The sequence below is a fragment of the Aeromonas sp. S18(2024) genome (genome assembly GCF_041402525.1).
GTDB lineage: Bacteria > Pseudomonadota > Gammaproteobacteria > Enterobacterales > Aeromonadaceae > Aeromonas > Aeromonas enteropelogenes.
In genome coordinates this window covers 387475-405103 of sequence record NZ_JBGLQV010000003.1, presented here as the reverse complement: position 1 = coordinate 405103, position 17629 = coordinate 387475, and the positions used below count along the sequence as shown (strand labels likewise).

Genomic DNA, 17629 nt, shown 5'->3' with positions numbered 1-17629 from the left:
CCTCAATGCTTGAACTGCTTTTCCTGCTGTTGCCCATCGCCGCCGGTTATGGCTGGTACATGGGCCGCAGGAGTGTTCGCCAGGACACCCAAAAACAGAGTAACCAGTTTTCCCGCCAGTACGTGGCGGGTCTCAATTATTTGCTGTCCGATGAATCCGACAAGGCGGTGGATCTCTTTATCCAGCTGCTGGAGGTGGACAGCGAAACCATCGAAACTCACCTCTCCCTCGGCAACCTGTTTCGCCAGCGCGGCGAGGTCGATCGTGCCATCAAGATCCACCAGAATCTGGTCGCCCGCCAGTTGACCCGTGAGCAGCGCCAGCTGGCATTGCAGGAGCTGGCCCGCGATTTTCTCGCCGCCGGCTTGCTGGATCGCGCCGAAGCCATCTGGAAAGAGCTGTGCGAAGACAGCGATTTCGAAGAGACGGCGCTCGCCCAGTTGCTCATCATCCACCAGCAGTTGCGAGAGTGGGACAAGGCCATTGATGTGGCGGTGCGCCTGCAACAGTTCCAGGGCAAGAAGCTGGCCGAGCCCATCTCCCATTTTTATTGCGAGCAGGCTGAAAACGCCCTGCGCGAAGGCAATCAAGGGGAGGCGCTGGCCAAATTCAAACGGGCCCTTGGCATCAACCCCGCTTGTGCCCGTGCCAGTCTGCGGCTGGCTGAGCTGGCCATGGCCGAAGGGGAATATGAGCGGGCAAGCAAGGAGCTGCTGCGGGTATTTGAACAGGATATGGATTTTGCCTCCGAAGCCATCCCCAAATTGTTGCAGTGCTACCAGCAACTGGGGCGCAGCCAGGCGCTGATCCCCATCCTCGAGAAGGCGGTAGAGGAGCATGCCGGTGTCAGCGTGACCCTGGCACTTGCCAAGCTGGTGGAGGAGCGCAATGGCCTGAGCAAGGCCCGCGAACTGGTGTTGCGTCAGCTGCGTCGCCATCCCTCCATGAAGGGGTTCTATCAGCTGGTGGGATTTCAGCTGGCCAGTGCGGAGGAGGGGCCTGCCAAGGAGAGCCTCGAGCTGCTGCAGCAGCTGGTGGGCGAGCAGATAAAAATCAAATCGACCCACAAGTGCCGCCAGTGTGGTTTTGCTACGCACTCGCTGTTCTGGCAGTGCCCATCCTGCCGCCAGTGGGGCTCCATCAAGCCAATACGTGGCCTGGATGGGGAATAAAAGAAGCAATTGAACATCTGATGTGGCGCGAATTGAGCGCCACATCTATGTCAGCAAACGGAACCTGGATCAAGGCGATGAACGCGATCCAGGAGGGTGAATAACAACTAATAGGAAGTGAGATGCTAGATCCCAAAGTACTGGTAGCGCTGGATTATCAACACGAGGCAGATGCCTTGGCGTTCGTTGACCGTATCTCTCCGGCCCAGTGCCGTCTCAAGGTGGGCAAGGAGATGTTCACCCTGTTTGGCCCGCAGTTTGTGCGCCAACTGGTGGCCAAGGGGTTCGATGTCTTTCTGGATCTGAAATTTCACGATATTCCCAACACCGTTGCCAAGGCCGTGGCCGCCAGTGCCGAGTTGGGCGTCTGGATGGTCAACGTGCATGCCAGTGGGGGCGAACGCATGATGCGTGCCGCCGTCGAGGCGCTGGCACCTTATGGTGACAAGGCGCCGCTGCTGATCGGGGTGACCGTACTAACCAGCATGGAGCAGTCCGACATGGCGTCCATGGGGCTGGATGTGACGCCAGCCGAGCAGGTGATCCGCCTGGCCAAGCTGACCAAGGCGGCAGGGCTCGATGGTGTGGTGTGCTCCGCCAATGAAGCGCATGAGCTGAAAGCTTTGCTGGGGGCAGATTTCAAGCTGGTGACACCGGGGATCCGCCCAAGCGGCGCCGATGCCGGGGATCAGCGCCGGGTGATGACGCCGCGAGCGGCCGTCGAGGCGGGCTCCGATTATCTGGTCATCGGCCGTCCCATCACCCAGGCCGCCGATCCGGCAGCCATGCTGGCCAGCATCAATGCCGAGTTGAGTGCGTAATGGATACCGGGTGCAGGCCGAGCAAAAGGCCTGCACCTGCTCCTATCAGATGGGATTCTATATGGACTCTGGCACCGATCAGCGTGGCGATCGGGCTCTCGCCGGCATTGTAGAAGTCCACCGCCAGTTTGATCCCCATTCCTGCCAGCATCAGCCAGCCCGAGATCCGGCGCCCGTGCCGCAGATCCTGCATGGCGCCCCACATAAACAGACCATGCAGTGAGCCGGATAGCCCCATGTACCAGTGGGTCTGCGGGCACAACCACCAGATCCCCAATCCGACGGCGCACCAGAGCAACAGCATCAGCACAGGGAGTCTGGCGTACCCCAGGTAGTCGCGAAACAGGCTATACAGGATTGTGAGTCCACCCAGGTTGAGCAACAGGTGCCATTGATTGGTATGAACCAGATTGCCTGTTATGATCCGCCACCCTTCGCCCTGGGCGATCAGATCCCTGTCGAACGACAGCTGGAGATTGGGGACGGTAAAAAAGAGCAGCAAGCTGGCGAGAGAGAGTGTGATAACCCAGAGCCATCCGGATTTTTCTGACAACATGACACAGCCCAACAACAAGAAGAGTCGATACTGTACACGCTGCACCCGGGCCCTTAAAGCGTGCCTGTGCGATTATATCGTGCCGGTTGAAAACCAGACGCCGCTCTATATCCTGCAACACCCCAATGAAGTGGCGCATCCCAAGGGCACGGCTTCCCTGCTGGCGGCCTCTCTCAAAGGCGCCGAGCTGCATGTTGGCGAAGATTATTCGCAAGTGGATTGGCTCAATGAGTTGCTGGCCGATCCCGCACGCCGCTGCTATCTGTTGTGGCCGGATGAGGAGGCGTTGTCACTGGCTCAAGTGCGCCAGCAGTGCGAATCCGCATCGGGAGCGCATGTGCCGATTGCCTTTATCCTGCTCGATGGCACCTGGCGCAAGGCGTATCGCATGTTGCAGAGTAACCCCATGCTGGCCCGGCTGCCCCGCATCGGCCTGGAGGCGGTGGCAGGCCAGTACGCCATTCGCAAGAAACCCTTTCCCGACGCGTTGTCGACCCTGGAGGCGGGCTATCACCTCCTCGCCCAATGGGAAGGCACGCCCGAGCGCTATGCCCCACTGCTCACCCTGTTCCATCAGCTCAACAGCCAGTGGCTGGCTTTTGCCGAAGGGCGCCGTCGTTAAATATTCCGAGGAGTCATCAAGATGAAAAAAGCAGTTGTGGTTTTCAGCGGTGGGCAGGACAGCACCACCTGCCTGGTGCAGGCACTGGCCCGATATGACGAGGTGCACGCCATCACGTTTGACTATGGCCAGCGCCATCGGGAAGAGATCGACACGGCCCGTCGTCTGGCCAGCCAGTTGGGCGTCGCGGCCCACAAGGTGATGGATGTGACGCTACTCAACGAACTGGCCGTCTCGGCCCTGACTCGTGACGACATTCCGGTGAGCGGCGAGCTGCAGGATAACGGCCTGCCCAATACCTTCGTGCCGGGTCGCAACATCCTGTTTCTGACTCTGGCTTCCATCTATGCCTACCAGGTGGGAGCCGAGGCGGTGATCACCGGGGTGTGCGAGACCGATTTCTCCGGCTACCCGGATTGCCGTGACGAGTTCGTCAGGGCGCTCAATCAGGCGGTGTCCCTGGGGCTGGATCGCGGCATCCGCTTTGAAACTCCGCTGATGTGGCTCGACAAGGCCGAGACCTGGGCGCTGGCGGATCACTACGGCCATCTGGAGACGGTGCGCCAGCAGACGCTCACCTGCTACAACGGCATCCCCGGCGATGGGTGCGGCAGTTGCCCGGCTTGCGAATTGCGCAGCCGCGGGCTGAACCACTATCTCGCCGACAAGGCCGGCGTAACGACTCGCCTGCGCGAGAAAACCGGATTGTAAACCTGCCTCTTGCCTGTGCTTGAGGTATAATCCGCGACTTTTGCAACCAGCAGTGATCAAGATGCACTACCCAATCAACGAGATTTTCCAGACCATCCAGGGGGAGGGCATCTTCACCGGCCTGCCCGCCATCTTCGTACGCCTACAAGGCTGCCCCGTGGGCTGCCCTTGGTGCGATACCCGTCATACCTGGATTGTCGATCCCGAACGTGAGGTGGGTATGCAGGCGGTGCTGGATTGCTCCAACGAGTCGGATGGCTGGAGCAAGATGAGCACGGCAGAGATCCTGGCGAGTTTTCAGCAACTTGGCTATCAGGCTCGCCATGTGGTGATCACCGGGGGCGAGCCCTGCCTCTATGATCTGCATGAGCTCTCCACCGCCTTGCTGACGGCGGGTTATCAGGTGCAAATCGAAACCAGTGGCACCAGCGAGATCAAGACCCATGACGATACCTGGGTGACAGTGTCTCCCAAGATTGGCATGAAAGGGGGGCTACCCGTGCTGGTATCGGCGCTGGAGCGTGCCAACGAGATAAAGCATCCGGTGGCTACCGAACACCATATCGAAGAGCTGGATGAGCTGCTGGCCACTGCACACCTGCGGACCGATGTGGTGATTGCGCTGCAGCCTATCAGCCAGAAGCCCAGAGCCACCCAGTTGGCGATGACGACCTGTATTGCCCGTAATTGGCGACTCTCCATCCAGACCCATAAATATCTGGATATCGATTAATATGGAGTGGCTGTCCGACGAGCGGGCGCTGCTGACGCTGGCCAATAAAATGCCCTATGGCAAATATCAGGGGCGGCGGATCATTGATATTCCGGAACCTTATCTGGTGTGGCTGGCCCGCAATGGTTTTCCGGCCGGTAAATTGGGTCAGACACTGGCCCTGGCCTACGAGATCAAGCTAAACGGGCTGGAGTCCATGATTATTCCCATTATTAACAGGATGTCGGTATGAGAATATATACGAGGCAGGGCGACAAGGGCATGACTCGCCTGGCAGATGGTGTTCGTCTGGCCAAGGATCATTTGCGAGTCGAAACTTATGGTTATATCGATGAACTCAATTCCCATATCGGGGTATTGATTTGCGAGGTACCCGCGCAAGAGACAGCCTTATTGGCCGATTTGCAGTTGCTGCAGCAGGAGTTATTCGATTTGGGCGGCGAACTGGCATTTTCCAGTGCCGCCCAGAATGCTGCTATCTGGCAAGTCAATGCTGCCTGGACTGCCCGTCTGGAGCAACAGATAGACGCTTACAGCGAGCAGCTGACCCCGCTGCGTCAATTTATACTGCCCGGGGGATCGCGCGCTGCAGCCCAGGCCCATGTGGTGCGAACCCTAGTGCGCCATTGTGAACGGCTGCTGCTGACCCTGAGCAAGGAAGAGGCCATCAACCCCGAGACCCTGCCTTATCTGAACCGGATGAGCGACTGGTTCTTTACCATCGCCCGTTACCTCTTGAGCCGGGAAGGCAAGGGGGAGGTAGTGTGGCTCAAAGCTGCCGATCGCCAGCCCTCGAATGTTTGATGGGAAAATAATAAAAAACCTCGCCTTGGCGAGGTTTTTTTATTGGATGGGCATGTCATCAAATAGCGAAATCTTCCAGCGATTGGCCTGCTGCAATGGCATTGGCAATCACCGACGGCATGCGTCCCTGGCCAGTCCAGGTTTTCTCTACGCCGTTATCCTGATAACGATATTTGGCAGGACGGGGTGCCCGCTTGGTTTTTTCGGATTTAGCCGGGCTGGCTGCGACAACTTTGACCAAGTCGGCAGGATCAATACCGGCCGCTTTGAGCATTTCACTGTATTCTTCAATTTTCCGTTGATGCTCTTCGCGAGCCTGACGTTCAGCGGCCTCATCCTGCTGGCGTTCGGCTACGATAATCGAAAGTTTTTCCAAGCCCTCTTCCAGTTGTGCCAGGGATAGCTCGCGGCAAGTCGCGCGCAGGCTGCGGATATTAAGCAGTACTTTCAAGAAATCATGCATAGGATTTACCATGTAGCGTCACAAGGAAATATATATGTCGACTCTGATTCTTGCGTCTCAAATTAAATATGTCAAGGCAGTGGAAATATAACAGGAGCCTTATCCGGATAATGCTGGCAGCAATAATTGGTAGTCGGGACATTGTTCAACGGGATATCAATGGCGCCTGACTAGTTGAAAATAGCGCCAAAAAATTCAATAGCGCATCATTTGACTACCTTTTTGATGCTTGGTGATGTGTTTGTTATGGTTATTTAATCAAAAAACTTGCTATAAGCTGATGGCTGGATAAAATGTCCTGCGAATACCTTTAAGTAGAGGCGCGCTGCCTATGACTACTTGTGCGGAGGGTGATGCCGATGATGCACAAGGAAAGGAGTCAGCGCCGAAGTGGCCAGGCCATCATACCGGGCTGCTGGTTCTGCATCTAATAGGTGCAGGACTGCCATAGTCATCCACTATGGAGCGCTACCTGAAGGGGCTGAGGAGTATGACCTCCCCATGGGTTTTGTTTCTTTAGATCCTCTCGGTAGATCTCCACCTGTATCTTTAGGTGCAAAGAGATCATGGACATTAGTCATTTCGCCGACTCCGGTTGGTCTGTCGTTCCCCCCTTATTGGCTGTCGCCCTGGCGATCCTGACCCGCCGCGTCCTGCTGTCGCTCGGGGTCGGTATCCTGGCCGGCAGCCTGCTGCTCAACCAGTTTTCACCGCTCGATTCCCTGCACTACCTGCTAAACACAGTGCTCAAGATTTTCTGGGTTGATGGTGCCCTCAATAGCGACAACATTAATATGCTGTTGTTCATGCTGCTGCTGGGTGGCCTCATCAGCCTGATGAGCGTCTCCGGCGCGACCCGGGCCTTTGCCGAGTGGGCCGAACGTCGTGCCAAAACCCGCAAGGGGGCCAAGGCGCTCACCGGCATGATGGTCTTTGCCTTCTTCATCGACGACTTCTTCCACAGTCTGTCTGTGGGGGCCATCTGCCGTCCGGTGACCGACCGTTTCCAGATCTCCCGTGCCAAGCTGGCCTATCTGCTCGACTCCACCGCGGCGCCGGTGTGCGTGCTGATGCCCATCTCCTCCTGGGGGGCCTACATCATTGCCCTGGTGGGCGGCATTATGGCGGCCCATGGCCTGACCGAACAGAGCCCCATCGCCGCCTTTGTCGAGATGATCCCGATGAACCTCTATGCTGTCTTCACCCTGGTGATGGTGCTGGTGGTGATCGCATTCCAGCTCGATATCGGCCCGATGCGCCAGCATGAAGAGTGGGCGCTGGAAGGCAAGCTGTGGGATGAGTCCAAGGGCCGCCCCATCGGTCTGGACATGGAGAGCCCGGAAGAGAGCAACGGCGGCATGATCGACATGGTGCTGCCGATCCTGACCCTGACCGCCGCCACCATCTACTTCATGATTGACTCAGGTGCCGCCGTGCTGAGCGAGCAAGGGTTGCCGTTCAGCGTGCTCGGTTCGTTCGAGAACACCAACGTGGGCTCCTCCCTGGTGTACGGCGCCCTGTGCAGCCTGGTGGTCTCCATCGGTCTGGCCATGCGCCTCAAGCTGGGTGCCAAGAACTGGATCAAGGCCGCGCCGCAAGGGGTGATGGCCATGCTACCGGCCATCAACATCCTGCTGTTTGCCTGGACCATCGGCGCCGTGGTGCGCGACGTGGAGACCGGCAAGTACCTGGCTTCCCTGGCCAACGGCAACCTGCCTGTCGAAGTGCTGCCTGCCGTGGTGTTCGTGCTCTCCTGCGCCATGGCGTTTGCCACCGGTACCAGCTGGGGCACCTTTGGCATCATGCTGCCGCTGGCCGGCGACATGGCCGCAGCCAGCGATGCGGCGCTGATGCTGCCGATGCTGGCGGCGGTACTGGCCGGTTCTGTGTTCGGCGATCACAGCTCGCCCATCTCCAGCACCAGTATCCTCTCTGCAACCGGTGCCGGTTGCCATCACATCGATCACGTGATGACCCAGCTGCCCTATGCTCTTTCCATCGCGTTTGGCGCGGCGCTGGGTTACCTGGCCATGGGGTTCATGCACTCCGCCCTGGCCGGTTTCAGCATCAGTGCTCTCTGGTTTGCACTCTTTACCAGCTATCACTTGAGAAAGGCGAAAGCGCGGCCGGTGCTTGCCACTGCGTAACGTCAATAGTGCAAGGGGCCTGCGGGCCCCTTGGTTTTGTCTGGGGCTTTGGTTAGCATGCGCCCCATCAATTTAGTTTCGGAACAGTAACATGGCTTCATTGCACTACAAATTTGCCACCATGAATTCAGGCAAATCGACCCAGCTCATCCAGGCGCATTTCAACTATCTGGAGCGGGGCATGCATCCTCTGGCCATGACACCGGCGATCGACGATCGATTCGGGGTGGGCGTGATCAGCGCCCGGGTAGGGCTCGAATTGAAAGTGGAGGTGTTCAGCGATACCTGCGATCTGTTCGAGATGGTCAAGGCGCGCCATGCCGAGAAACGGATCGACGTCTTCATCGTCGACGAGGCCCAGTTCCTGACCAAGGAGCAAGTTTATCAGCTGGCGCGCATCGTCGATGAGCAGGATATTCCGGTCATCGCCTACGGCCTCAAGACCGATTTTCGCGGGGAGCTCTTCCCAGGCTCCTACCATTTGCTCTGCCTGGCGGACAAGTTTGAAGAGCTCAAAAGCATCTGCTGGTGCGGCAACAAGGCCCACATGAACTCGCGAGTGAGTGAGGCAGGGCAGGTGATGCGCGATGGCGAGCAGGTGGAGATCGGCGGCAACGATCGCTATGTGTCACTGTGCCGCAAGCACTATCTGGAAGGGCGGGCATTCAAGTAACCCCGCCTTGCGGATCCTTTGACAACAAACAGGGCGCCATGTCGGCGCCCTTTTGTTTGCCCGGAGCTCAGTCAATCTCGATATCCACCGGCGCTATGATGGGATCGGCCACCGGCAGGCGGTGGAACAGCTGGCGAAAATGATGCTGTACCCGGCCGATATCCACCAGCGACATGCCGGAGGCGAAGCCGAACCAGACGTAGAGGCCGGTGAGATCGCGAAACATGGGGGGCAGGTAGCGGGGGGCGGCGATCAGCCCCTCCAGATAGTGCTGGTAGAGCACGGGGATATCATCCAGGGTCACCTTGCCGACAAACAGCATGGGCAGGATCTCGGGGACCCCCTCCAGCACGGCGCTGCGGATGAAGTTGACCGTCTCCACATAACCGCGCACGTAGGAGAGATCCTTGGTAAAGCAGGCGCCCCCTTCGACCATGCCGCCGCGAAACACCCGCTGGGTGATCTTGTAGGCGTCGTGCTCGCTGGCCCCCCGTTGCACGAAATGCTGGAACACCTCGAGGAAGTTGGCTCCCCGCTCGGCCATGTCGATGGCCATCACCCGATCCGAGATGCGCTTGGCCCGATCCGGGAAGGAGCTGAAGGTGAGGGTCTCGATAAGCACGGCCAACCCCTCCTGGCAGGCGGTGATGCGGGGGGAGCCGGCGCTCAGCCAGGTGGCATAGGGTTGCTGACGGCCGTTGAGGGTGGTACCGACGTGCACCCAGCCCTCGTGGACCTCCAGTACCTGCAGATCGAGCTCCGAGAAACGGGCATGGGAGTTGAGCTTGATGTAATCCCCGCCAGCGGCGGCGTCCGAGACGATGCCATCGCTCAGCTTGACCTGCACGGTGCCGTCGCTGAAATAACTTGAGAGCTTGCCCTGCAGCCTGGCAACCGCGATGTCCCCCTCAAACTCCTTGGGGTAGGGGCGCACCAGATGGCGGGCGCCGGGCAGGGAGAAGATGTCGCACAACCGCTCCCCCAGCTCGCGCAGGGTCTTGCGATCCCCGCGCAGGTGATCGCTGGCCGAGCCATAGAGCAGCTGGCTGTAGCGCAGAAAGTCCGGTTGCCCGCGCTGGCGCAGCATCTCGATCACCACCATGTATTGATCGACGGTCTCCTGCAAAATGCGCCCGAGATCGTCCTGGGGCCCCAGCTTTCTGCGGATCCGGTCCCTGAGCTCTTTGAGCTCCAGATACTTGTTGCGGGGATCAAAGCCGAGGGGAAGCCCCTCGTAGAAGTGCCTGTCGATAGCAGGAAGCTGCCGGCCGCCACTGGCCAGAAAGCGCTCCTGCATCTGCCGTGGCCACTTGATGGCATCCAGAATGCGGATGGGCCTTTGCAGGGCGAGCAGCTCGTCCGACAGGGATTTCAGATGCAGTCGATATTTTTCTTGGATGGTCATAGGGCCCCCTGTGGGGCAAGCGTGGCCGTGGATTGGGCTGAGTATATGCATAGCACTTGCCAAAAAGAAGCCGGCCCCGCGCCGATTGGGCAGGTGCGCTTTTGGTTGCTGGCAAATTGGTTTAGACTGCGCCCCTCGATCCCAATCTTGTCGTGGAAATAATGAATATCCCCAGCTCTGAAATGATAATGCGTTGGTTGCAGCAGGCTCGTATCGAGCACTATGTGTGTGACCAATGCCATGGCATCCATATTGTCTCCCTGCAGTCCGTCGACGGTATTCAGGAGAGCCGGATCTTTGTCGAAGAGGAAGGGCTGCTGTTTTCATCCGAACTGGAAGTTCGTCCCTCGGCACTGCTGCCGCTGGTGGCTGAACTGGGGCGTCTCAACATGCAGTATCCCTCGCTCAAGGTGTTTCTCGATATCATCGACGACAACTTGCCACGGCTGGTGGTCGGTCACACCGTCTTCACCAAGGCGGGGCTCAGCGTCGAGCAGTTCCTCTTGTTCGTGCAGAGCACGATCGCGGCGACCCATGAACTGGTATCCGAATGCGAGCGTTCCGGCTTCCTCAACCTGCCGGAAATCCAGGTTGCACCGGAATCTGTTCATTAATTCCGCGAACGATTCGTTTTGCAAAAAAAGCCGTTGACGCGGGCGGGGCTTTCCCCTAAATTACGCCCCGTTCCAGCGCAACGGCGCAACGAACAAGGTGTTGGCTGAACACGTTAAACAACAGACCAAAATTTGGTGAGGTGTCCGAGTGGCTGAAGGAGCACGCCTGGAAAGTGTGTATACGGCAACGTATCGAGGGTTCGAATCCCTCCCTCACCGCCAAATTGCAAAGCCCGACCTGATGGTCGGGCTTTTTGCTTTCTGGCGTTTCTCGTACTGCGCAAATCCTGGCGGGAAAACGGACAGGTGCCGGTGAGTGCATGTCATCAGGCAACCCGCCTAGCCTCGACCAGTGAAGGGGCCTGTTCACCGGCGCGTCTGAGCTTGATAAAGACCCGCGCGGTGAGCCGGGTCAGCAGCTCGTAGGGGATAGTGCCTATCTTCTCGGCCACCTGTTCCACCGGCAGTCCTTCCCCCCACAAGGTTACCTCGTCACCACTCTTGTCGCGGGCCCCGGGGCCAAGATCGACCGTGACCATGTCCATGGAGACACGACCGACAACGGGCACCCGACGATCATTGACCAGCACAGGGGTGCCCTCGGGCGCCATGCGCGGATAACCGTCCCCATAGCCGACAGCGACCACACCAAGGATGGTGTCATGAGGGGCCACCCAGTGGCCGCCATAGCCGACGTTTTCTCCCTGCTTGCATGCCCGGGTGGCGATAAGCTGACTCTTGAGGGTCATCACCGGGCGCAGATCGTGCTCGCTGGCCAGTTGCCCACCAAACGGAGAGGCGCCATAGAGCATGAGTCCGGGTCGGATCCAGTCACTGCGTGAATCCGGCCAGGCCAGGATCCCTGCCGAGTTGGCCATGGCCCGCTCGCCCGGCAGATGGGCGGTGAGGCGGTTGAACTCCGCTATCTGCAACTGGGTGGCCGGCCCATCCTGCTCATCGGACTGGCTGAAGTGGGTCATGAGATTGAAAGGCTGTACCACATTCTTGCAACGGGTGAGCCGCTCGATAAAGGCGGGCAGCTCTTCGGCGCGCAGCCCCAGCCGGTTCATCCCGGTATCGAGCTTGAGCCAGACCTTGATGGGAGCGGGCAGGTGGGCCTGCTCGAGCAGCGCCAGCTGCTCGCGGGTGTGGATGGTGGTTTGCAGATCGTGGGCCGCCAGCAGGGGAAGTGCCTCTGCCGAGAAGAATCCCCCCAGCACCAGGATGGGCTTGGTGAAGCCGTTGGCGCGCAGTACCAGCGCCTCCTCGACCCTGGCCACCGCATAGGCATCGGCCTGAGCGAGGGCATGGGCGACCGGCAGCAGGCCATGGCCATAGGCATTGGCCTTGAGGACCGCGATGATCTTGCTGTGGGGGGCATGGCGCCGTACCACGGCAAAGTTGTGTTGCAAGGCATCCAGATCGATGCTGGCGGTAACAGTGTTCATGATGAGCCATTTCTTCCGTGAAATAGAGAAAAAGGGTTGCCCTCTATCAAGGGGCAAGGTCATTTGGCATCCCACATCCAGGGGATGTCCTGCGTGAATCTTAGTGTCGGGATAACATCCTTATTGGCAGCCGATAGCAACTTGGATACTGATCGGCGCCTGCTGTGATAAAGGGGTCTGTCTATCCAGGTCGGCCTGCGAGCCTTTATTTCCTCAGTCTCTTTTGCCAGTTCAGATAGCCATGAATGTCATTGCTGGTTTATCTGACTGCCTGTGTTTTATTTATGTTATCAGTTGGTCTATTGGTGGTAAATAAAGTGAGATATTAAATCGATCTTTATGGGTTTTACGGTTTTAAACTCCGCGTAAATTTCTCGATTGGTGGTTTGTGTCATGTTTAATGACATTGGCAGCGATTTCTATCCAGCGTATCGGGTTTATCCCAGCCAGCCTGATGGCGCTGTCGGTCTATGGCGTGACAACGTGCGCCATCGACCGCGCTACGACCCGGAATTAAAGTACGAATAACAAATACTGAATATCGGCGGCTGACTGACAAGAGCTGCGGGCATCACATGCTGACGAGCCGGCCCCCGCGCTCCGGTTCGGGGCGTTGCGCAGAGAGTTGGCACAGAGTGCTGCGCAAGGAGAGACTACGGCCAGGGCAATGGAGGCCAGAAGGTCATTGGCGCTCGGAGCCGGCTCGGGTATAGTCCTGCGCCAACAAGATTGGTTCGGCCGGGTAGTCAGGCTCCCTCGGGAGCAGAGCACAGCATCTCCAGCCGATACAGCCTCAAAGGATACTTAGCCCATGAAATTCAGTCCCCTGCTCGATGAGATGATGAAAGCCCTGCAGGTGCTCCCCGGGGTGGGCCCCAAGTCCGCCCAGCGCATGGCGTTCACCCTGCTCGAGCGCGAGCGCAGCGGTGGCTTGCGCTTGGCCCAGCTGCTCAGTCGGGCGCTGACCGAGATCGGGCACTGCAGCCACTGCCGCACCTTTACCGAAAATGATCGCTGCGATATCTGCGCCAATCCCAAGCGTGAAGAGAATGGTCTGCTGTGCGTGGTGGAGAGCCCGGCGGACGTCGCAGCCATCGAGCAGACCGGTCAGTTTTCCGGTCGCTACTTCGTGCTGATGGGCCACCTCTCGCCACTGGACGGCATTGGCCCCGAGGAGCTAGGGCTGGAGATCCTGGAGCGACGGTTGAAAGACGAGGCCATCAGCGAGCTTATCCTCGCCACCAACCCCACCATCGAAGGGGATGCCACCGCCTGGTATATCGCCGACATGGCTCGTGCGGCCGGTGTCGAGGTGAGCCGCATCGCCCACGGGGTGCCGGTGGGGGGCGAACTGGAGCTGGTGGATGGCACCACGCTCTCCCACTCCCTGATGGGGCGCCAGCGCCTGACTTAAGCCCGCTGGCCGCCTGTTGATGGCGACACGCATTGGCCGAAAAATCGGCAGTCGAACGGAAAAAGAGGGGCGAGTGAGGCAGATTGCACATTCGCCCCTTGATATTTGATCGGCCGTCCCCATCTAGGTTGGGCGTATGTTCAACCCGATGTTTCTGAGGATTGGTCCATGACCCAAAGTGTTCATGCCGAAACCCACGGCTTTCAAACTGAAGTCAAACAACTGCTGAGCCTGATGGCTCACAGCCTCTACTCCAACAAAGAAGTATTCCTGCGCGAGCTGATCTCCAACGCATCCGATGCGGCGGACAAGCTGCGATTCAAGGCGCTCTCCGATGCCTCTTTGTTCGAAAACGACGGCCAGTTGCGTGTGCGCCTGGTGGTGGACAAAGAGAAGCGTACCCTGACCATCTCCGATAACGGGATCGGCATGACCCGGGATCAGGTGATTGAGCACCTGGGTACCATCGCGAAATCCGGCACCGCCGAATTTTTCAAGAACCTCTCCGGTGATCAGGGCAAGGATTCCCAACTGATCGGTCAGTTCGGGGTGGGCTTCTACTCCGCCTTCATCGTCGCCGACAAGGTGACCGTGGTCTCTCGTGCCGCCGGCACCGAGCCGAGCCAGGGCGTACAGTGGGAATCGGAAGGGGAAGGCTCCTTTACCGTGGCTGACGTGGCCAAAGAGGGTCGCGGTACCGACGTCATCCTGCACCTGCGCGCCGAAGAGGACGAGTTCCTCGACGACTGGCGCCTGCGCTCCGTGGTAGGCAAGTATTCTGACCACATCAGCGTGCCGGTGGAGATGTATAAAGAGGGCACCCCGGATCGGGAAGAAGATGGCGAGACCATCGTCGGTACCCCGGGCGAATGGGAGCAGGTCAACCGTGCCACCGCTCTGTGGACTCGCAACCCGAAAGACATCAAGGATGAGGAGTATCAGGAGTTCTACAAGCACGTCGCCCACGACTTCGAAGATCCGCTGCTGTGGGGTCACAACCGGGTGGAAGGGGCCCAGGAGTACACCAGCCTGCTTTACGTGCCGGCCCGCGCACCGTTCGATCTTTACAACCGCGAGCAGAAGCATGGCTTGAAGCTCTACGTGCAGCGCGTCTTCATCATGGACGACGCCGAGCAGTTCATGCCGACCTACCTGCGCTTCGTCAAAGGGGTGCTGGATTCCAACGATCTGCCGCTCAACGTCAGCCGTGAAATTCTGCAGGACAACAAGGTGACCGCCTCCCTGCGCAAGGCCTGCTCCAAGCGGGTGCTGACCATGCTCTCCAAGCTGGCCAAGGATGATGCCGAGAAGTACGCCAAGTTCTGGAAAGAGTTCGGCAACGTGCTCAAAGAGGGCCCGGCCGAGGATTACGCCAACCGCGAAGAGATCGCCAAGCTGTTGCGCTTTGCCAGCACCGCCGGTGAAGGTGAAGCCCAGACCGTGTCCCTTGAGGATTACGTTGGCCGCATGAAGGAAGGCCAGCAGAAGATCTACTACATCACCGCCGACTCCTATGCCGCGGCCAAGAACAGCCCGCACCTCGAGATCTTCCGCAAGAAGGGCGTCGAAGTGCTGCTGATGTGGGAGCGGGTCGACGAGTGGCTGATGAGCCACCTGACCGAGTTCGACGGCAAGCAACTCATCTCCGTCACCCGTGGCGAGCTGGATCTGGGGGATCTGGAAGACGAAGCCTCCAAGCAGGCGCAGGAGGAGGCCGAGAAGGCCAACGCCGGCCTGGTTGAGCGGGTCAAGAAGAGCCTCGGGGATGCGGTGAAAGAGGTGCGTGTCACCCACCGTCTGACCGACTCCCCCTCCTGCATCGTTACCGACGCCTACGGCATGAGCACCCAGATGATCAAGCTGATGCGCGCGGCCGGTCAGCCGGTGCCGGAACAGAAGTACATTCTGGAGCTCAACCCCGACCACGCTCTGGTGAAGAAGCTCGACACCATCGAAGACGAGGCGCTGTTTGGCGAGTGGGTCACCCTGCTGCACGAACAGGCCCAGCTGGCCGAGCAGGGCGGACTGAACGATCCGGCGAGCTTCGTCTCCCGCGTCAACCGCCTGCTGCTGCAAGCCTAAGCGGCAAGCATCAACAAAAAGCCCACTGCATGCAGTGGGCTTTTTTTATCCGCAAGGGAAAAGGCTATCGACGGTATTCGTTGTCGTAGTTCTGAATGAGGCGGCGAGTCACCTCGTGCTGGGGATCGGCGAATACCTTGAGGGTCTTGCCACGCTCCACCACGCGTCCCTCGTGCATCACCAGCACCTCGTCACTGATGTGGCTCACCACCCCCAGATCGTTGGCCACCAGCACATAGCTGAGCCCCATGGTCTCCTGCATCTCCAGCAGCAGGTTGATGATCTGGGAGCGCACCGAGATATCCAGGGTGGAGAGCGCCTCGTCCGCCACCACGATTTTGGGGTTGAGGATGAGGGCCCGCGCCAGCGCCACTCGCTGCTGCTGACCGGCGGAGAGCATCTGGGGGTAGAAGAGGGCGTGATCCGGCAGCATGCCCACCATGCGCAGGGTCTGGATCACCTTGTCGCGGCGCTCCTCCTCGGTCATCTCGGTGTTGAGACGCAGCGGGGTCTCCAGGATCTGGCCGACCCGGATCTTGCGGTTGAGGGAGGAGTTGGGGTCCTGGAAGATCATCCGCAGCAGCTTGCAGCGGGTCTGGTAATCGCCGTGCACCATCCGCTGGCCATTGATGGCGATCTCGCCGCCGCTGGGTTCGATCATGCCCGCCAGAATGCGCGCCAGGGTGCTCTTGCCGGAGCCGGCCTCGCCGACGATGGCCAGGGTCTGGCCCACTTCAAGGTCAAACGAGAGGGGCTTGATGGCTTCCACCGCCTGGCGCCGGAACAGGCCGGTGCGGTTCTGATAGGTCTTGCACAGGCCCCTGACCTGCAGCAGGGAGGGTTCGAGTTCCTGTTGGGCCGCTTGCGGGGGAAGGTTGACGGTCAGGCTCATTTCTTGGGTTCTTCCATATTCAGCGGGAAGTGGCAACTGAACTGATGGCCCTTGATCTTGCTCATCAGCGGGGTCTGCACGCACTGCTTCTGGGCGTGGGGACAGCGGGGGCCGAGGCGACAGCCGATGGGCAGGTGCTGCAGCGGCGGAATGACCCCGGGCAGGGTTTCGAGTCGCGACTTGTGGCGCACCAGCTTGTCAAAGTCCGGGATGGATTTGAGCAGGGCGTCGGTATAGGGGTGGTGGGGGGTTTCCAGGATCTGCTCCCGGGTGCCCACCTCCACCATCTGGCCGCAGTACATCACGTTGATGGTGTCGGTCAGGTTGGCGATGGCGGCGATGTCGTTGCTGATGATAAGGATGGTGGTGTTGCCCAGCTTGTTCATCTTGTCCAGCAGCCGCAGGATCTGGGAGTGGGTGGTGGACTCCATGGCGCTGGTGGGCTCGTCGGCCACCAGCAGGCGCGGCTGGTTGGCAATCGCCATGGCGATCATCACCTTCTGGCACATGCCATCCGACAATTCGTGGGGGTAGGCGCGCATCACCTTACGGTGATCCTTGACGCCGACCCGGTGGAGCAAGGCGATGGCCTTCTTCTTGCGCCACTGGAAGCGCTGCCAGAACTGCCCCTCGAACGAGTCGGTCGGGATCGCCTCCTCAAGCTGGGTGCCTATCTCTTCGGAAGGATCGAGACAACTGATGGGGTCCTGGAAGATCATGGCTATTTCACGGCCCATGATGCGGCGCCGTTCCCGCGGGGCCATGGTCAGCAAGTCCATGTCGTTGAAGCGCATCCGGTCGGCGCGCACCGTCCAGTTGTCCTTCTGGATACCGACGATCACCTTGGCCACCAGACTCTTGCCGGAGCCGGATTCTCCCACCAGGCCGCGGATCTCCCCCTCGGCCAGAGTCAGGCTCACCTTGTCCACCGCCTTGACCTTGCCCTGAGGGGTGTCAATTTCGATGGTGAGATTGCGAATATCGAGCAGGGGCATCAGTGACCTTCCTCATGACGATGTGGCACTGGGCGCGCCATGGCGCCGGTGCTGATATTGGCTTTGTCGTACAGGGG

Annotated in this window: 18 protein-coding genes, 1 tRNA gene and 1 riboswitch; of the genes, 13 read left to right on the top strand and 6 right to left on the bottom strand. The window is 59.3% G+C overall.

Translation table 11 applies throughout. From position 1 onward, the window contains the following. Positions 1 to 5: 5 nt before the first annotated feature. Positions 6 to 1172, top strand: coding sequence for a lipopolysaccharide assembly protein LapB (gene lapB / locus ACB034_RS08060; RefSeq protein ID WP_371172541.1), 1167 nt, complete (start codon positions 6 to 8; stop codon positions 1170 to 1172). 122 nt (positions 1173 to 1294) lie between these two features. Next, a complete protein-coding gene (pyrF, locus tag ACB034_RS08055; RefSeq protein ID WP_371172540.1) occupies positions 1295 to 1993 on the top strand; it encodes an orotidine-5'-phosphate decarboxylase in 699 nt (232 codons plus the stop codon). On the opposite strand, the gene rrtA is transcribed toward pyrF, so the two are convergent. Then, a complete protein-coding gene (rrtA, locus tag ACB034_RS08050) occupies positions 1971 to 2549 on the bottom strand; it encodes a rhombosortase (protein WP_061475390.1) in 579 nt (192 codons plus the stop codon). The two genes, pyrF and rrtA, sit on opposite strands and share 23 nt — an antisense overlap. Between rrtA and ACB034_RS08045 the strand changes: the two genes are divergently transcribed. The 5 genes from ACB034_RS08045 to ACB034_RS08025 all read left to right on the top strand — a co-directional run bounded on the left by ACB034_RS08045 (position 2548) and on the right by ACB034_RS08025 (position 5419). Beyond that, positions 2548 to 3171 carry a tRNA-uridine aminocarboxypropyltransferase gene (locus ACB034_RS08045; RefSeq protein ID WP_216992152.1) on the top strand — a complete coding sequence of 208 codons (624 nt, stop codon included), beginning with the start codon at positions 2548 to 2550 and terminating at the stop codon, positions 3169 to 3171. The genes rrtA and ACB034_RS08045 overlap by 2 nt on opposite strands. A 21-nt stretch (positions 3172 to 3192) precedes the next feature. After that, complete coding sequence (queC, locus tag ACB034_RS08040; RefSeq protein WP_224209412.1) at positions 3193 to 3882, top strand: 7-cyano-7-deazaguanine synthase QueC; 690 nt, start codon at positions 3193 to 3195, stop codon at positions 3880 to 3882. A gap of 61 nt (positions 3883 to 3943) precedes the next feature. Then, positions 3944 to 4615, top strand: a complete 672-nt coding sequence (gene queE / locus ACB034_RS08035; protein ID WP_371172539.1) for a 7-carboxy-7-deazaguanine synthase QueE — start codon at positions 3944 to 3946, stop codon at positions 4613 to 4615. Between the two features lies 1 nt (position 4616). Next, positions 4617 to 4847: a DUF3820 family protein gene (locus ACB034_RS08030; RefSeq protein WP_042069662.1), complete on the top strand. Its 231-nt coding sequence runs from the start codon at positions 4617 to 4619 to the stop codon at positions 4845 to 4847. Continuing rightward, on the top strand, positions 4844 to 5419 hold the full coding sequence (locus ACB034_RS08025) for a cob(I)yrinic acid a,c-diamide adenosyltransferase (protein ID WP_225632066.1): 576 nt from the start codon (positions 4844 to 4846) through the stop codon (positions 5417 to 5419). Before ACB034_RS08030 ends, ACB034_RS08025 begins: the two co-directional genes overlap by 4 nt. 58 nt (positions 5420 to 5477) lie before the next feature. On the opposite strand, the gene ACB034_RS08020 is transcribed toward ACB034_RS08025, so the two are convergent. Further along, the gene (locus ACB034_RS08020) at positions 5478 to 5882 is read right to left on the bottom strand and encodes an H-NS family nucleoid-associated regulatory protein (RefSeq protein ID WP_042029258.1); all 405 of its coding nucleotides are present in this window, start codon (positions 5880 to 5882) and stop codon (positions 5478 to 5480) included. A 307-nt stretch (positions 5883 to 6189) separates the two neighbouring features. Beyond that, a riboswitch (Lysine riboswitch) is annotated at positions 6190 to 6361 on the top strand. Positions 6362 to 6448: 87 nt separating this feature from the next. Between ACB034_RS08020 and ACB034_RS08015 the strand changes: the two genes are divergently transcribed. After that, complete coding sequence (locus tag ACB034_RS08015) at positions 6449 to 8029, top strand: Na+/H+ antiporter NhaC family protein (RefSeq protein ID WP_042029257.1); 1581 nt, start codon at positions 6449 to 6451, stop codon at positions 8027 to 8029. 91 nt (positions 8030 to 8120) lie between these two features. Next, positions 8121 to 8702: a thymidine kinase gene (locus ACB034_RS08010; protein WP_042069658.1), complete on the top strand. Its 582-nt coding sequence runs from the start codon at positions 8121 to 8123 to the stop codon at positions 8700 to 8702. Positions 8703 to 8769: 67 nt separating this feature from the next. On the opposite strand, the gene ACB034_RS08005 is transcribed toward ACB034_RS08010, so the two are convergent. Then, positions 8770 to 10107 carry a flavohemoglobin expression-modulating QEGLA motif protein gene (locus ACB034_RS08005; protein WP_026457232.1) on the bottom strand — a complete coding sequence of 446 codons (1338 nt, stop codon included), beginning with the start codon at positions 10105 to 10107 and terminating at the stop codon, positions 8770 to 8772. A gap of 188 nt (positions 10108 to 10295) precedes the next feature. On the opposite strand from ACB034_RS08005, the gene ACB034_RS08000 reads away from it, so the two are divergent. Together ACB034_RS08000 and ACB034_RS07995 are read left to right on the top strand one after the other, a co-directional pair. Next, positions 10296 to 10721, top strand: coding sequence for a YbjN domain-containing protein (locus ACB034_RS08000; protein WP_042029255.1), 426 nt, complete (start codon positions 10296 to 10298; stop codon positions 10719 to 10721). 134 nt (positions 10722 to 10855) lie between these two features. Continuing rightward, positions 10856 to 10943 (top strand) — tRNA-Ser (locus tag ACB034_RS07995). A gap of 104 nt (positions 10944 to 11047) precedes the next feature. On the opposite strand, the gene alr is transcribed toward ACB034_RS07995, so the two are convergent. Further along, positions 11048 to 12169, bottom strand: coding sequence for an alanine racemase (alr, locus tag ACB034_RS07990; RefSeq protein WP_371172538.1), 1122 nt, complete (start codon positions 12167 to 12169; stop codon positions 11048 to 11050). Between the two features lie 811 nt (positions 12170 to 12980). On the opposite strand from alr, the gene recR reads away from it, so the two are divergent. Both recR and htpG read left to right on the top strand, forming a co-directional pair. After that, positions 12981 to 13583: a recombination mediator RecR gene (gene recR / locus ACB034_RS07985; RefSeq protein ID WP_061475381.1), complete on the top strand. Its 603-nt coding sequence runs from the start codon at positions 12981 to 12983 to the stop codon at positions 13581 to 13583. A 168-nt stretch (positions 13584 to 13751) separates the two neighbouring features. After that, the gene (gene htpG / locus ACB034_RS07980; RefSeq protein WP_371172537.1) at positions 13752 to 15665 is read left to right on the top strand and encodes a molecular chaperone HtpG; all 1914 of its coding nucleotides are present in this window, start codon (positions 13752 to 13754) and stop codon (positions 15663 to 15665) included. A 64-nt stretch (positions 15666 to 15729) separates the two neighbouring features. Here the strand turns inward: htpG and ACB034_RS07975 are convergent, their stop codons facing one another. Both ACB034_RS07975 and ACB034_RS07970 read right to left on the bottom strand, forming a co-directional pair. Next, complete coding sequence (locus ACB034_RS07975; RefSeq protein WP_061475377.1) at positions 15730 to 16557, bottom strand: ATP-binding cassette domain-containing protein; 828 nt, start codon at positions 16555 to 16557, stop codon at positions 15730 to 15732. After that, positions 16554 to 17552 carry an oligopeptide/dipeptide ABC transporter ATP-binding protein gene (locus ACB034_RS07970; protein WP_042029245.1) on the bottom strand — a complete coding sequence of 333 codons (999 nt, stop codon included), beginning with the start codon at positions 17550 to 17552 and terminating at the stop codon, positions 16554 to 16556. The genes ACB034_RS07975 and ACB034_RS07970 overlap by 4 nt, the downstream gene beginning before the upstream one ends. Positions 17553 to 17629: the final 77 nt, after the last annotated feature.

Coding starts and splice junctions, on each gene's coding strand:
- ACB034_RS07975 (WP_061475377.1), bottom strand. CDS start 16,557: ATGAGCCTGACCGTCAACCTTCCCCCGCAAGCGGCCCAACAGGAACTC.
- ACB034_RS08045 (WP_216992152.1), top strand. CDS start 2,548: ATGACACAGCCCAACAACAAGAAGAGTCGATACTGTACACGCTGCACC.
- ACB034_RS08005 (WP_026457232.1), bottom strand. CDS start 10,107: ATGACCATCCAAGAAAAATATCGACTGCATCTGAAATCCCTGTCGGAC.
- ACB034_RS08030 (WP_042069662.1), top strand. CDS start 4,617: ATGGAGTGGCTGTCCGACGAGCGGGCGCTGCTGACGCTGGCCAATAAA.
- ACB034_RS08010 (WP_042069658.1), top strand. CDS start 8,121: ATGGCTTCATTGCACTACAAATTTGCCACCATGAATTCAGGCAAATCG.
- lapB (WP_371172541.1), top strand. CDS start 6: ATGCTTGAACTGCTTTTCCTGCTGTTGCCCATCGCCGCCGGTTATGGC.
- alr (WP_371172538.1), bottom strand. CDS start 12,169: ATGAACACTGTTACCGCCAGCATCGATCTGGATGCCTTGCAACACAAC.
- recR (WP_061475381.1), top strand. CDS start 12,981: ATGAAATTCAGTCCCCTGCTCGATGAGATGATGAAAGCCCTGCAGGTG.
- htpG (WP_371172537.1), top strand. CDS start 13,752: ATGACCCAAAGTGTTCATGCCGAAACCCACGGCTTTCAAACTGAAGTC.
- ACB034_RS08015 (WP_042029257.1), top strand. CDS start 6,449: ATGGACATTAGTCATTTCGCCGACTCCGGTTGGTCTGTCGTTCCCCCC.
- rrtA (WP_061475390.1), bottom strand. CDS start 2,549: ATGTTGTCAGAAAAATCCGGATGGCTCTGGGTTATCACACTCTCTCTC.
- ACB034_RS08020 (WP_042029258.1), bottom strand. CDS start 5,882: ATGCATGATTTCTTGAAAGTACTGCTTAATATCCGCAGCCTGCGCGCG.
- pyrF (WP_371172540.1), top strand. CDS start 1,295: ATGCTAGATCCCAAAGTACTGGTAGCGCTGGATTATCAACACGAGGCA.
- queC (WP_224209412.1), top strand. CDS start 3,193: ATGAAAAAAGCAGTTGTGGTTTTCAGCGGTGGGCAGGACAGCACCACC.
- ACB034_RS08025 (WP_225632066.1), top strand. CDS start 4,844: ATGAGAATATATACGAGGCAGGGCGACAAGGGCATGACTCGCCTGGCA.
- ACB034_RS07970 (WP_042029245.1), bottom strand. CDS start 17,552: ATGCCCCTGCTCGATATTCGCAATCTCACCATCGAAATTGACACCCCT.
- queE (WP_371172539.1), top strand. CDS start 3,944: ATGCACTACCCAATCAACGAGATTTTCCAGACCATCCAGGGGGAGGGC.
- ACB034_RS08000 (WP_042029255.1), top strand. CDS start 10,296: ATGCGTTGGTTGCAGCAGGCTCGTATCGAGCACTATGTGTGTGACCAA.